General features: G+C 72.7%; 12 protein-coding genes and 1 tRNA gene. 7 read left to right on the forward strand and 6 right to left on the reverse strand.

Annotated features, from left to right (window positions below):
• Window positions 1-160: 160 nt before the first annotated feature.
• The 6 genes from thrB to FLP10_RS02745 form a co-directional block, all read right to left on the reverse strand.
• On the reverse strand, window positions 161-1129 hold the full coding sequence (thrB, locus tag FLP10_RS02720; RefSeq protein ID WP_246150147.1) for a homoserine kinase: 969 nt from the start codon (window positions 1127-1129) through the stop codon (window positions 161-163).
• Entirely contained in the window at window positions 1126-2223 is a 1098-nt protein-coding gene (thrC, locus tag FLP10_RS02725; protein WP_246150149.1) for a threonine synthase, read from the reverse strand. The genes thrB and thrC overlap by 4 nt, the downstream gene beginning before the upstream one ends.
• The gene (locus tag FLP10_RS02730) at window positions 2220-3530 is read right to left on the reverse strand and encodes a homoserine dehydrogenase (RefSeq protein WP_149159470.1); all 1311 of its coding nucleotides are present in this window, start codon (window positions 3528-3530) and stop codon (window positions 2220-2222) included. Before FLP10_RS02730 ends, thrC begins: the two co-directional genes overlap by 4 nt.
• Window positions 3527-4948, reverse strand: coding sequence for a diaminopimelate decarboxylase (lysA, locus tag FLP10_RS02735; RefSeq protein ID WP_149159471.1), 1422 nt, complete (start codon window positions 4946-4948; stop codon window positions 3527-3529). The genes FLP10_RS02730 and lysA overlap by 4 nt, the downstream gene beginning before the upstream one ends.
• Before the next feature lie 136 nt (window positions 4949-5084).
• Complete coding sequence (locus tag FLP10_RS02740; protein ID WP_168209080.1) at window positions 5085-5906, reverse strand: LmeA family phospholipid-binding protein; 822 nt, start codon at window positions 5904-5906, stop codon at window positions 5085-5087.
• A 7-nt stretch (window positions 5907-5913) separates the two neighbouring features.
• Window positions 5914-7587, reverse strand: coding sequence for an arginine--tRNA ligase (locus tag FLP10_RS02745; protein ID WP_149159473.1), 1674 nt, complete (start codon window positions 7585-7587; stop codon window positions 5914-5916).
• Window positions 7588-7635: 48 nt separating this feature from the next.
• Between FLP10_RS02745 and FLP10_RS02750 the strand changes: the two genes are divergently transcribed.
• The 7 genes from FLP10_RS02750 to FLP10_RS02780 all read left to right on the forward strand — a co-directional run bounded on the left by FLP10_RS02750 (window position 7636) and on the right by FLP10_RS02780 (window position 13659).
• Window positions 7636-8268 (forward strand): iron ABC transporter ATP-binding protein, encoded by a 633-nt coding sequence (locus tag FLP10_RS02750; protein WP_149159474.1) that lies wholly within the window; start codon window positions 7636-7638, stop codon window positions 8266-8268.
• A gap of 46 nt (window positions 8269-8314) precedes the next feature.
• Window positions 8315-8387, forward strand: a tRNA-Arg gene (locus FLP10_RS02755).
• Between the two features lie 151 nt (window positions 8388-8538).
• The gene (locus FLP10_RS02760) at window positions 8539-9072 is read left to right on the forward strand and encodes a sigma-70 family RNA polymerase sigma factor (RefSeq protein ID WP_149159475.1); all 534 of its coding nucleotides are present in this window, start codon (window positions 8539-8541) and stop codon (window positions 9070-9072) included.
• A complete protein-coding gene (locus tag FLP10_RS02765; protein ID WP_149159476.1) occupies window positions 9059-9859 on the forward strand; it encodes a hypothetical protein in 801 nt (266 codons plus the stop codon). The genes FLP10_RS02760 and FLP10_RS02765 overlap by 14 nt, the downstream gene beginning before the upstream one ends.
• Window positions 9860-9969: 110 nt before the next feature.
• Window positions 9970-11991 (forward strand): TPM domain-containing protein, encoded by a 2022-nt coding sequence (locus FLP10_RS02770; protein WP_149159477.1) that lies wholly within the window; start codon window positions 9970-9972, stop codon window positions 11989-11991.
• 71 nt (window positions 11992-12062) lie between these two features.
• Window positions 12063-12800, forward strand: coding sequence for a PspA/IM30 family protein (locus FLP10_RS02775; protein WP_149159478.1), 738 nt, complete (start codon window positions 12063-12065; stop codon window positions 12798-12800).
• A gap of 7 nt (window positions 12801-12807) precedes the next feature.
• On the forward strand, window positions 12808-13659 hold the full coding sequence (locus tag FLP10_RS02780) for an arginase family protein (protein ID WP_149159479.1): 852 nt from the start codon (window positions 12808-12810) through the stop codon (window positions 13657-13659).
• The last annotated feature ends 37 nt before the right edge of the window (window positions 13660-13696 follow it).

Below are 13696 nucleotides of genomic sequence, written 5' to 3' on the forward strand. Positions count from 1 at the left end.
CACAATGGGCAGTGACGCGTTCGATGCGTCGTCTACCGGGTGCGCGGCAAGTCTATCACCGCGTCAGACGCCGAATGCCCGCATGACACGCATGTCACGCATCAGCCGTGTCGCCCGCATCGCACGGATATCACGAGCGCGCGTACTCACGCAGCTCGTGTCATCCGTCGAGTTGCGCGACCGTCGCACCCTTGAAGTCGACCGCGAGGGGCAGCGACTGCCACACCGTCTCGGCCGCGGACTCGACGAGCCGCACCGCTTCGGCCCGTTCGCTCGGATCGCTGGCGAGCACGAGGATCGACGGGCCGGCGCCCGACACCACCGCGGGGTGGCCCGCGGCGCGCAGCGCGCGGATCAGGCGATCGGTCTCGGGCATCGCCGCCGCGCGATACGCCTGGTGCAGCTTGTCTTCGGTTGCCGCGAGCAGCAGCTCGGGCGACTGCACCAGTGCGGCGACGAGCAGCGCCGAGCGCGACACGTTGAACACCGCGTCGGAGTGCGGCACCGACTCGGGCTGCAGCGACCTGGCGAGCGCGGTCGACATCTCGTGCTCGGGCACCAGCACGAGCGGCGAGACGCCACGGTGCACGATGAGCTTCTTGTGCCGCGGACCCTCGGGCGTCACCCAGGCGATCGTGAGGCCGCCGAACAGGGCCGGTGCGACGTTGTCGGGATGCCCCTCGAGCTCGGTCGCGAGCTCGAGCAGGTCGTCGGCGTCGAACGCCTCGACGCCCTCGAGCAGCCCTTTCGCGGCCATCACTCCGGCGACGATCGCCGCACCCGACGACCCGAGGCCCCGCCCGTGCGGGATCGCGTTGCGCGCGACCAACCGCAGCCCGGGCAGCCCGAGCCCTCGGCGTGCGAAGGTGTGCGCGATCGAACGGACGACGAGGTGCGAGGCATCCAGCGGCACCTCGCCCTCGCCGACGCCGCGCACGTCGACCTCGAGCGCATCGCCCTCGAGCACCTCGATCTCGAGCTCGTCGTAGAGCGCCAGCGCGAGCCCGAGCGTGTCGAATCCGGGGCCGAGGTTGGCGCTCGTCGCGGGAACTTTCACCTGAACTCGACGGCCGACCAGGTCGGGCACCGGCCCCGCGCTCATCGCGGGGTCGGCGACCTGCGCGGTCATGACGTGAGCCCGAGCACCGCTGCCACCTCGGTTGCGTCGACCGGAACCACGGTGGGCTGCACATCGGCGCCGTCGGCGCCGCGCAGGGCCCACTGCGGATCCTTCAGGCCGTGTCCGGTGACCGTGAGCACGACGCGCGCACCAGCGGGCACCGCACCGGCCTCGGCACGCTCGAGCAGGCCCGCGACCGAGATCGCCGACGCCGGCTCGACGAACACGCCCACCTCGGCCGACAGGATGCGCTGGGCCTCGAGGATCTTCTGATCGTCGATCGCGCCGAAGTAGCCGTCGGTCTCGTCGCGCGCCTCGAGCGCGAGCTGCCACGACGCCGGGTTGCCGATGCGGATGGCGCTCGCGATGGTGTCGGGGTCTTTCACGGGTTCGCCGCGCACGATGGGCGCGGAGCCCGCGGCCTGGAACCCGAACATGCGGGGCAGCCGGGTCGAGTTGCCGGCCGCGAGGTCTTCGCGGTAGCCGCGCGTGTACGCCGTGTAGTTGCCGGCGTTGCCGACCGGGATGAAGTGCAGGTCGGGCGCGTCCCCGAGCACCTCGACGACCTCGAACGCGGCCGTCTTCTGCCCTTCGATGCGATCGTTGTTCACCGAGTTCACCAGGTGCACGGGATAGTTCGCCGCGAGGTCGCGCGCCAGGTCGAGGCAGTCGTCGAAGTTGCCCTGCACCTGGATGAGCTGCGCGTTGTGCGCGATCGCCTGGCTGAGCTTGCCCATCGCGATCTTGCCCTCGGGCACGAGCACGGCCGCGCCGATGCCCGCGTGCGTCGCGTAGGCTGCGGCCGACGCCGACGTGTTGCCGGTCGAGGCGCAGATGACGACCTTCGCACCGTGCTCGACGGCCTTGGTGACCGCCATCGTCATGCCGCGGTCTTTGAAGGAGCCGGTCGGGTTCATGCCCTCGAACTTCACCCACACGTCGGCGCCGGTGCGGCGGTTGAGCGCGGGCGCCGGGATGAGCGGCGTGCCGCCCTCGCCGAGGGTGACGATCGGCGTGGCGTCGGTCACGTCGAGCCGGTCGGCGTACTCGCGGATGACGCCGCGCCACTGGCGCGAGCCGGTCTTGATTGCGGGGTGGTTCACTCTGCTCCTTCGATTCGGAGGACGGATGCCACGGATGCCACGACTGGGCTCTCGGCGAGGGATGCGACGGTGCTCGCGAGGGCGGCTTCGGCCGCCTCATGCGTTCCGATCACCAGCGTAGCCCGACCCGTCGAGGCCTCGACGGTCTGCTGGAGCTGCTCGACCGACACGCCATGATCGGCGAACACGTGGGCGACGGTCTCGAGCACGCCGGGCTCGTCGGTGACCTCGAGGGTCACCGAGTAGCGGGTGGTGATGCGCCCGATGGGCAGCAGCGGCAGGTCGGCGTGGGTCGACTCGCTGGTGCCGGGGCCGCCGATGACGTGGCGCCGGGCGATCGCGACGAGGTCGCCGAGCACGGCCGAAGCAGTCTGCACGCCGCCGGCCCCCGCACCGTAGAACATGAGCGGGCCGGCCGCCGCAGCCTCGACGAAGACCGCGTTGTTCGCGCCCCGCACCGCGGCGAGCGGGTGGGAGCGCGGCACGAGCGCCGGGTACACCCGCGCCGAGACGCCCTCGGCGCCGGTCTCGGGGTCGGCGAGCCGCTCGCAGATCGCGAGCAGCTTCACGACGTAGCCGGCGCGCCTGGCCGACTCGACCTGCTCGGCGGTGACGCCCGTGATGCCCTCGCGGTGCACCGCGTCGGCCGACACTGTGGTGTGGAACGCGAGGCTCGCGAGGATCGCGGCCTTCTGCGCGGCGTCGTAGCCGCCGATGTCGGCGGTGGGGTCGGCTTCGGCGTAGCCGAGCTCGGTGGCGGTGGCGAGGGCGTCCTCGAGCGACGCACCGGTGGAGTCCATGCGATCGAGGATGAAGTTCGTGGTGCCGTTCACGATGCCGAGGATCCGCTCGACGCGATCGCCCGCGAGGCTCTCGCGCAGCGGGCGGATGATCGGGATGGCGCCGGCCACCGCAGCCTCGTACGACAGCTGCGCGCCGACCTGCTCGGCCGCGGCGAACAGCTCGGCGCCGTGCGATGCGAGCAGCGCCTTGTTGCCCGTGACGACGTCGGCACCCGAGTTGATCGCCTGCAGCACGTACTCGCGGGCCGGTTCGATGCCGCCCATCAGCTCGATGACGATGTCGGCGCCGACGATCAGCGAATGCGCGTCGGTGGTGAACAGCTCGCGGGGCAGGTCGGCGTCGCGCTTGGCGTCGAGGTCGCGGACCGCGATGCCGACCAATTCGATCGGCGCACCGATGCGCTTGGCCAACTCGTCGCCGTGCTCGAGCAGCAGCCGGGCGACCTGCGAGCCCACCGAGCCCGCACCCAGCAGGGCGACGCGGATGGCACGGTACTCGATCATGCGGGGGCTCCTTCGGTGCGGTCGGCGTCGGCGGATGCCTCGAGGCCGGCGTCGCGCGCCAGCAGGTCGTCGATGGTCTCGCCGCGGACGATCACGCGCGCCCGCGCGTCGCGCACTGCGACGACGGCGGGGCGCGGCACGTGGTTGTAGTTGCTCGCGAGCGACCAGCAGTACGCGCCGGTCGCGGCGACCGCCAGCAGGTCGCCGGGGGCGGTGTCGGCGGGTAGGAGCACGCGGTCGACGACGATGTCGCCCGATTCGCAGTGCTTGCCGACCACGCGCGACAGCGCGCTCGGGGCATCCGACCTGCGAGACGCGACGCGGGCCGTGTAGGCCGCGCCGTAGAGCGCAGTGCGCGCGTTGTCGCTCATACCGCCGTCGACGCTGACGTACCGGCGCTCGCCGCCCTCGATCGGCACGGGCTTGACGGTGCCCACCGTGTAGAGCGTGACGCCCGCCGGACCGACGATCCATCGGCCGGGCTCGAACGCGAGCTTCGGCACCGGCACGCCGAGCCGCGCGCAGGTCTCGGCGACACGGCCGACGATGCGGTCGGCGATCTGCTCGATCGGGTCGGGGTCGTCGGCCTCGGTGTACGCGATGCCGAAGCCGCCGCCGAGGTTGAGCTCGGGCACCGGCGCCGTGCGGCTGAGTTCGGCGTGCGCGGCCAGCAGGCGCTCGGCCGATTCGGCGAACCCGGATGCATCGAAGATCTGCGACCCGATGTGGCAGTGGAGCCCGACGAACTCGAGCGAGGCGTGCGAGCGGATCCGTTCGCCGAGCTCCACCGCGCGATCGAGCGGCAACCCGAACTTCTGGTCTTCATGCGACGTGGCGAGGAAGTCGTGCGTCGACGCATGCACGCCGCTGTTCACGCGGAGCCGCACGCGCTGGATGCGCCCGGCGCGCACCGCGGCATCCGCGACCCGCTCGATCTCGATCTCGCTGTCGATGACGATCGTGCCGACGCCGACCTCGACCGCGCGCTCGATCTCGGCGACCGACTTGTTGTTGCCGTGGAACCCGAGGGCCCCTGGCTCGGCGCCGGCCGCCAGTGCCACCGCGAGCTCGCCACCGCTGCAGACGTCGACCGACAGACCCTCGCCACGCATCCACCGCACCATCGCGCCCGACAGGAACGCCTTGCCGGCGTAGTAGACCGCGACTCCGGTGCCGACCTCGGCTGCGGCGCGCTCGAACGCCGCGCGGATGCGCGCGGCGCGCTCGCGCACCACGGACTCGTCGACGACGTAGAGCGGGGTGCCGAACTGCTCGGCCAGCCGCGTCGCGTCGACGCCGCCGATCACGAGCCGGCCGTCGGCGTCGCGATGGCTGCCGGCCGGCCAAACGCCGACGGCGAGCGCATCGGGGTCGTCAGGCGCGACCGAGATGGACGGACGGGTGTCGTTGGATGCCACGGGAACCTCACGGGACGAGTCGAGGGGGCACGAGTCGGCGAGCGAACCCGGGTCGGTTCCTGAAGCCTGTGCGAGACCGCCGATGCGGACGGGCCGATTCTATCGGCGAGGCATGCGCCGGCGGGAATTCATGACGTCACCCGCAGACGCCCGTGCGCGAGAGCGCCTCGCGCTGCATCGGCAGGTCGGCCGCGGCGACCTCGACGCGCACGCGTTCGGGCGTCACGTCGACGTTCGTGACCTTGACGCCCTCGGGCAACCGGTCGGCGACGCAGACCACCACCGGGTCGCCGCCGAGCAGTCGGGACACGAGGTCGCCGGCGTCGATCGACACGCCGCCCGCCCCGAGCTCGACCCCGACGGGCGTGAGCAGCACGCGGTCGCCCGCGGCCTCGGCCCGGGCGGTGGCCTGGTACGACACCTCGACCCCGAAGACCTCGAGCGTGCCCCGGTAGCCGACCGTTCCGTCGCCGAGCGAGAACCCACCCGGCACGTGCTGCGCCCGCACCAGCGCGTTCAGCGCGTCCTCGTCGAGCGCGAAGGTCGCGTCGACCGAGTCGATCGTGCCCTCGCCGCGGATCGGCACGCCGCGGGCGACGACCTCGGCACCGACGGGCGTGCCGGCGACGGTGAGGTCGTCGGAGGTCAACGTGATCTCGGTGGCGGTACCCGTGACGAGCTGCCACAGCACCGAGACCCCGCCGATCTGCGCCTCGACGTCGCCCTGCACGCTCGCGGGCAGCCGACGCTCGACGGTGTCGGCGACCTGCGCCTCGGCCACCGACCGCGTGACCAGGTCGGCCACCACGAGCAGCGCGGCGACCACGACGACCACCACGCCGGCGATGATCCAGCCCTTCGCACCCCGGCTCAGGCGCTTCGGACGCGGCTCGCCCGAGGCATCCGGGATGACCGCCGTGTCTGCGGCGTCGGCGTTCGTCTCGTGCGTCGCGGCCACGCGTGCCTCACATCCGTTCGGGAGCGGAGACGCCCAGCAGGTCGAGACCATTGCGGATGACCTGGCCGGTGGCGTCGTTGAGCCAGAGTCGCGTGCGCTGCAGGTCGCCCACCGGCTCGTCGCCGAGGGGCAGCACGCGGCAGTTGTCGTACCAGCGGTGGTAGAGGCCCGCGAGCTCCTCGATGTACCGGGCGACGCGGTGCGGCTCGCGCAGCTCGGCGGCCTGGGCGACGATGCGCGGGAACTCCTGCAGCGCGCCGAGCAGGGCCGACTCGGTCTCGTGCTGCAGCAGCTCGGGCGCGAACGTCGAACGGTCGACGCCGGCGGCGAGCGCGTTGCGGGCCACCGCGGCGGTGCGCGCGTGCGCGTACTGCACGTAGAAGACGGGGTTGTCGTTCGTGCGGCGCTTCAGCAGCTCGGGGTCGATCGCCAGCGGCGAGTCGGCCGGGTAGCGCGCGAGCGTGTACCGCAGCGCGTCGGTGCCGAGATCGGCCTGCAGGTCGTCGAGCTCGATGATGTTGCCCGCGCGCTTGGACAGCTTCGCGCCGTTGACGCTCACGAGCTGCCCGATGAGCACCTCGATGTCGCGCTCGGGGTCGTCGCCGGCCGCGCCCGCGAGCGCCTTCAGCCGATGCACGTAGCCGTGGTGGTCGGCGCCGAGCAGGTAGATCTTGTGCTCGAAGCCGCGGTCGCCCTTGTCGAGATAGTAGGCGGCGTCGGCGGCGAAGTAGGTGTAGACGCCGTTGCCGCGGCGGATCACCCGGTCCTTGTCGTCGCCGAAGTCGGTGGTCTGCACCCAGACCGCATCGTCTTTGTCGTACACGTGGCCCTGGGCGCGGAGCCGCTCGACGGCCGCATCGATCGCCGACACGCCCTCGTCGTCCTTCGCGTGCAGGCGGCGCTCGCTCGTCCACACGTCGAAGTGCACGTTGAACCGGGCCAGACTCTGCTGGATCTCGCCGAGCTGCAGCTCGTACGCGATCTCGCGCGCGGTATGCAGCGCCACGTCGTCGTCGAGCTCGAGCAGGTGCGGCTCACGCTCGAGCACCATCGCGGCGAGGTCGGCGATGTACTGACCCGGGTAGCCGTTCTCGGGGGTCGGCTCGCCCTTCGCGGCCGCGAGCACCGATTCGCCGAAGGTGTCCATCTGCGAGCCTGCGTCGTTGATGTAGTACTCGTGGGCGACCTCGGCGCCGGCCGCACGCAGCACCCGCCCGATCGCGTCGCCGAGCGCCGCCCAGCGGGTGTGGCCGATGTGCAGCGGGCCGGTCGGGTTGGCCGAGACGAACTCGAGGTTGATGCGGCGCCCCGCCTGGGTCTCGCCGCGACCGTAGGCGTCGCCGGCGTCGACGATGGACTTCGCGAGCGCACCCGCCGCAGCCGCGTCGAGGCGGATGTTGATGAAGCCGGGCCCGGCGACCTCGGCGCTCTGCACGCCGTCGACATCGGCGAGCCCTTCGGCCAGCTCGGTCGCGAGTTCGCGCGGGTTCGTGCCGAGCTGCTTCGCGATGCGCAGCGCGATGCTGGAGGCCCAGTCGCCGTGCTCGCGCAGCTTCGGGCGTTCGAGGGCGACCTGGTCGACGGTGAGCTCGAGCGAGACGGATGCCCCGGACGCACGACGCCGCTCCGCCGAGGCGGTCACGAGGTCGAACAGGGCACGCGAGAGATCGGCTGGAGTCACTCCCCGATCCTACCGGGCGGGCCGGGGGCCCGTTGATAGGGTGCCTGCATGCTCCGCTCCCTCCGCCGCCCCCTTCGCCCGCTCCTGGTCGCCGCGGCCGTCGCCGGAGCAGCGGCGCTGCTCGCGGCCTGCGCGCCCGGATCGCCGTTGCCAACCGGCGGCACGACGCCGGCCACGGAGCATCCGACCGAGTCGGCCCCATCGACCGGCGAGCCGACGCCCGGCGAGACCTTCGCGCCCGAGGAGCCCTCGCCGCCGTTCGCGATCGCGTGCGACGCGCTGCTGACCCCCGAGCAGGTCTACGCGTTCAACCCGAACGTCGGCGCGGCGCCCGAGTACGAGCCCGCCTCGGCGAACGTCCTCGCGGTCGTCGACGCCGGCGGCACCGCGTGCGGCTGGCTCAACCAGACCAGCGGCGAGGTCATCGAGATCGCCGTGGCGACCCCGGCCGACGCCGCGCTCGCGGCGGCCGCGAGCAGCGCCGCGAGCCGCCTGCAGGCGGTGCCCACCTACGGCACACCGCCCGCGGTCGAGGGCTACTTCGGGCGGGCGGGTCAGGCCGGCTCGGCCCAGGTGTTCTCGGGCCGGTACTGGGTCGTCGTCGAGTCGGTCGCGCTGTTCGAACCCGGCGATGCGGCGGGCCTCGTCGGGTCGGTGCTGGGCAATCTGCCGGCCTCCTGAGGCGCACGGAGCACCGAGTCGGAAGTGATAGTGTCTCTAGCTGTGCGCCTCCGTAGCTCAGGGGATAGAGCGCCGGTTTCCGGTACCGTAGGTCGGGGGTTCGAATCCCTCCGGGGGCACGCTTCGACGCCGTAGGGCGTCACGAACGGCTGGATCCGCTTCATCGCGGATTCAGCCGTTTTCCGTCGCACCGCCGCGGCCCACAACCGAATCGGTGCCTGGATCGTCTGAAGAGATGACGGCGTATGCGCGCCGTCGCGGAGGAGGAACGTGAGCGGCACCTGGGATGCGATCGCGACGACGCTCGTCGCCGAACGCGGCGATGCGCTGAACCGGTACGCCTACCTGCTCACCGGCAGCACGGACGACGCGGCCGACCTGGTGCAGGAGGCGCTCGTCCGCACATTCGGGCGGCCGCGGATGGCGCTCACGCTGCCGCGCGCCGAGGCCTACGTGCGACGGGCGATCCTGAACCTGGTGATCGACAGGTCTCGACGCGACGGCCGGTGGCGGGACATCCGTCACCTCGTCGCCCAACCCGATCTCGCCGTCGCGCCCGACCGGGAAGTCGACGACCGGATCGACGTCGCCGCGCGCGTGCGGGCCCTGTCGCCGCGACAGGCGGCCTGCGTCGTGCTGCGGTACTACGACGACCTGCCGATCGGCGGCGTCGCCCGCACGCTCGGCATCAGCTCGGGCGCCGTGAAGCGCTACCTCAGCGACGCCCTGCGCTCGCTCTCCGCCGAGTTCGACGCCGCCCCCGAAGGCGGCCCCACCACAGGAGGCACACGTGTCCGATCCTGACGGCGATCGCATCGCCGAGCACCTGCACCGGGCGGCCGAGGCGGCCGAACCGCGCCCCGTCGACGTGGATGCCGTGCTCGAGCGCAGTCGCGCCGACCGGCGCCGGCGACGCCGGGTCGTGGTCGGCGGCGCGACGGCCGCCGTCGCGGTCGTCGCGGTGGCCGGGCTCGTGGTCGGGTTGCGTCCGCTGACCATGGGCGCGTCGACGGCGGATGCTCCGCTGCCGGCGACCTCGGCGGAGTCGGCCACCTCGTCGGACTCGAATGGCGAGGATGCCTCGACCGAGGCCGGCGGCGAAGGCGGACTCGACGCCGACGCCCCGCAGGACGAGGTGCCGCAGGAGGACGTGGCGCTCGGCACGCTCGAGCAGGCGACGGCCTGCGGACGACCGACGCCCCGGGCGGCGAGCGCCGACGGGCTCGAGCTCGTCGTGACGTCGGCGGTGCTGGACGGCGAGGGCATCGGGGAGGTCACGGCCGAGTTGTCGATCACGAAGGGGTCCGCGCGCACCGTGACGATCGCGGGCGCGCCCTCGGCGGTCATCGCCGCCGACGGAACCGTCGTGTGGCTCGCCCCGGGCGCGGGCGATCAGGAGGTCGCGCTCGCACCCGGCTCGCCCGCCGTGATCTCGCTGCCGCTGCAGGCGTTCGATTGCGGTGCGGGAGACGCGCCGCTCGCCCCTGGTGCGTACGACGCCGTGGCCGTCGTCGACGTCCTGGTCGAGGGTCGGGTGAACCCGCTCCGGATCGTGTCGGCGGCTGTGCCGGTCGCCTGGGCGGGCAACTGACGAGCGGTGTCCGGCGTGGACGACGTCGCCCAGTCGCCATAGACTCGGCAGCATCCGGGCTGAAACGGGGGAACACGCTGGTGCTGACGGTTCGACACCGGATTCCGGTCGTGGCGGCTCTCGTGATCGGCACGGTGCTCTGGGCTGCAACGCCTGCCGCGGCGGAGGACCCCGTCGAGTTCGGATCCTCGCCGATCGTCGACACCGTCGGCGCGCTCGACGACCGTGCCGACGAGGTCGAGCAGGCCATCGACGACGCGGCCGACCGCAGCGGTCGACAGCTGTTCGTCGCGTACGTGTCGGAGTTCACCAACCCCGACTCCCCCGACCCGTGGGCCGACGACACCGCGATCGCGAACGGCATGGGCGCCGAAGACTATCTGCTCGCGGTCGCCGTCGACGGTCGCATGTACTCGCTCTCGGTCGACGACCGGGCGTCGATCGGCGACGACGAGCTCGCCCGCATCCGCGCCGACGTCGAGACGCAGCTCCGCGCCGGGAACTGGGCGGACGCCGCGATCGTCGCAGCGAACGGGCTCGGCGGCGACACCGGCGGTGGGTTCCCCTGGGGACTCGTCTGGTTCCTGCTCGCGGCGGCGGCGATCGTGGTGGTCATCATCATCGTGCTCGCGCGTCGGCGCAAACGCGGCGGATCGGCTGGCGGCGGCGCACCCGCCGGCCCTCCCCCGGTGTCGCTCGAGGAACTGCGCCGTCAGGCCGGAACCGCGCTCGTCGGAATCGACGACGCGGTGCGCACCAGCGAGGACGAGCTCGGCTTCGCCGTGGCCTCGTACGGCGACGAGGCCACCGAGCCGTTCCGAGCCGCCCTCGAGGACGCGAAGGCGAAGGTCGCCGAGGCGTTCACCCTGCAGCAGAAGCTCGACGACGCCGAGCCCGACACCGACGAGCAGCGACGGGAATGGTACGGGCGCATCATCGCGCTCGCGGGTGAGGCCGATGCCTCACTGGACGAGCAGGCCGAGCGATTCGACGAACTGCGCGGGCTCGAGCAACGCGCCCCCGCCGAACTCGAACGGGTGCGGGCGCTCGCCGAGCAGCAGCGGGCGGCGGTGCCGGCGATCGGCGAACGCCTCGCCGCCCTCGGCGGCGTGTACGCGGCATCCGCATTGGTCACTGTCGCCGACAACCCGGCGCAGGCCGCCTCGCGCGTCGCGTTCGCCCAGGAGGCCGTCGACACCGCGAAGACCGCGCTCGACGCGGGCGACACCGGTCGGGCGGCGGTCGCGATCCGCGGCGCCGAAGAGGCCGTCGACCAGGCGAAGCTGCTGGGCGAGGCGGTCGATCGGCTCGGCGCCGACCTCGCGCAGGCCGATCAGGCTCTCGCCGCCGGGGTCGCCGACCTCGACGCCGACGTGCGCACCGCCCGGTCCCTCGACGCGGCGAACCTCGGCGCGATCGCCGACGCGACGCTGGCCGAGGCATCCGCGCTGCGCGCCGCCCTCGGCCAGGCGGGCCGCGACCCGATCGCGCTCGGCACCCGACTGAAGCAGGCGAACGACGCTATCGACCAGGCCATCGGCGCGACCCGCGACGCGGTCGAGCGCGCCGCGCGTGCGGCCGCCGAACTCGACCGCGCGCTGCTCGGAGCCCGCAGCCAGGTCGACGCCGCCGAGTCGTACCTGACCGCTCGACGCGGCGCCGTCGGCCCCGAGGCGCGCACCCGACTCGCCGAGGCCGCCCGCCTCACGGCGCTCGCCGAGCAGCAGCGCACGGCCGATCCGGCCGCGGCCCTCGAGTCGGCGCGACAGGCCGAACGGCTCGCCGCCGAGGCGTCGCGGCTCGCCCAGCAGGATGTCGGCGGATTCGAAGGCGGATTCGGGGGCGGATTCGGCGGCGGATTCGGCGGCGGCACCGTGAACCAGGGCAGGGGCGGCGGCGACATGCTCGGCGCGGTGCTCGGCGGCATCATCATCAACTCGATGCTCGGCGGCGGAGGCGGGGGCGGGGGCGGAGGCGGCTTCGGCGGGCTCGGCGGCGGCGGCGGTTCGCGGCGCAGCTCGGGCGGCGGCTTCGGCGGCGGGTTCGGCGGCAGCGGCGGCGGGCGTCGCTCGACCGGCAGCTTCGGCGGCAGCGGCACACGCGGGCGACGCACCGGCGGCGGCAGGTTCTGATCGCGAGCCGACCGCCCGACTCCACGACTCCACGACTCCACCAGAACGACCAGCGAAGAAAGGGAACCACCATGACGAAGCAGTCCATCTTCGGACGTATCTCGCAACTCGTGCGGGCGAACGTCAACGCGCTCATCGATGAGGCCGAAGACCCCCAGAAGATGCTCGACCAGATGGTGCGCGACTACACCAACTCGATCGCCGACGCCGAGGCCGCGATCGCCGAGACGATCGGCAACCTGCGACTCCTCGAGGACGACCACCGCGAGGACGTCGCCGCAGCGACCGAGTGGGGTCAGAAGGCGATCGCGGCCAGCCGCAAGGCCGACGAGCTGCGCAGCGCCGGCAACACCGCCGACGCCGACAAGTTCGACAACCTCGCCAAGGTCGCGCTCGGCCGCCAGATCAGCGCCGAGAACGAGGCGAAGACGGCCGAGCCGCAGATCGCCTCGCAGACCGAGGTCGTCGACAAGCTGAAGGCCGGTCTCAACGGCATGAAGGAGAAGCTCGAGCAGCTGAAGAGCAAGCGCAGCGAGCTCATCGCCCGCGCGAAGACCGCGCAGGCGCAGCAGCAGGTGCACGATGCGGTGAAGTCGGTCGACATCCTCGACCCGACCAGCGAGATCAGCCGCTTCGAGGACAAGATCCGCCGCGAGGAGGCCAAGGCGCGCGGGCAGGCCGAGCTCGCCGCGTCGAGCCTCGACGCGCAGTTCAACGAGCTCGAGGATCTCGGCGAGCTCACCGAGGTCGACGCGCGGCTCGCCGCGCTGAAGGCCGGCGGCGCGGGCCAGTCCGCGATCGGCGGCTGAACCCAGGATGCCGGCGAGGTTCGTCGTCGTCCCGGTCTGGCAGGGCGCCGGCTCAGCGCGCGCGATGAGCCACGCCGACGGGGCAGCCGCCATCCAGGGCGACCTGCCCGCCTCCGCGACCATCATCGTCGACGTGCCGGTCGAGGCGGGCGAGGCGCTCGACACGGGCGTGCGGCGGTACAGTTCGCTGCGCCGGGTGCGCGAGCGAACCGAGGCCGCGCTGGCCGGCGTCGACGAGCTCGCGATCACGATCGGCGGCGACTGCGCCGCGACGGTCGCCGCGGTCGCACATGCCAGCCGGTCGGGCGCGGGCCCGCTGGCCGTGCTGTGGCTCGACGCGCACCCCGACCTGCACACGCCCGAGACCTCGCCGTCGGGCAACTTCGGCGGCATGGTGCTGCGCGCGATCTCGGGTGAGGGAGCGCCGGGCCTCGCGCTGGACGCCGACGAACGGATCGAGCCCGGGCGGATCGTGCTCGGCGGTGCCCGGTCGATCGACGACGAAGAGCGACGGTTCATCGACGAGCACGGCATCGCCGCGCTGACGGTGAGTGAACTCGGAGACCCCGACACGGTGATCGCCGCACTCGAAGCGGTCGGAGCGAGCCGGGTGTTCGTGCACGTCGACCTCGACGTGCTCGATCCATCGGCGCTCGCCGGGCTCTCGTATCCGCTGCCGTTCGGCATCGACACGCCCGAGCTCGTGGCGTTGCTTCGCGCGGTGGTCGCGCGGTTCCCGCTCGCCGGTGCCGCGATCGCCGGATTCGCCCCGGGGTCGCCGGCGGCGGCGGGCGACGACCTTCCCGCGATCCTGCGCATCGTCGGGGCGCTCTCGTCGGCGCCGCAGGCGGCGGGCTGAAGACGGCCCGGGACGCAAGACCAGGGTACTGGTCGTC

This window comes from Agromyces intestinalis (genome assembly GCF_008365295.1).
Classification (GTDB): Bacteria; Actinomycetota; Actinomycetes; order Actinomycetales; family Microbacteriaceae; genus Agromyces; species Agromyces intestinalis.

Coding starts and splice junctions, on each gene's coding strand:
- thrB (WP_246150147.1), bottom strand. CDS start 1,129: ATGACCGCGCAGGTCGCCGACCCCGCGATGAGCGCGGGGCCGGTGCCC.
- FLP10_RS02730 (WP_149159470.1), bottom strand. CDS start 3,530: ATGATCGAGTACCGTGCCATCCGCGTCGCCCTGCTGGGTGCGGGCTCG.
- FLP10_RS02750 (WP_149159474.1), top strand. CDS start 7,636: ATGCTCCGCTCCCTCCGCCGCCCCCTTCGCCCGCTCCTGGTCGCCGCG.
- FLP10_RS02775 (WP_149159478.1), top strand. CDS start 12,063: ATGACGAAGCAGTCCATCTTCGGACGTATCTCGCAACTCGTGCGGGCG.
- FLP10_RS02780 (WP_149159479.1), top strand. CDS start 12,808: ATGCCGGCGAGGTTCGTCGTCGTCCCGGTCTGGCAGGGCGCCGGCTCA.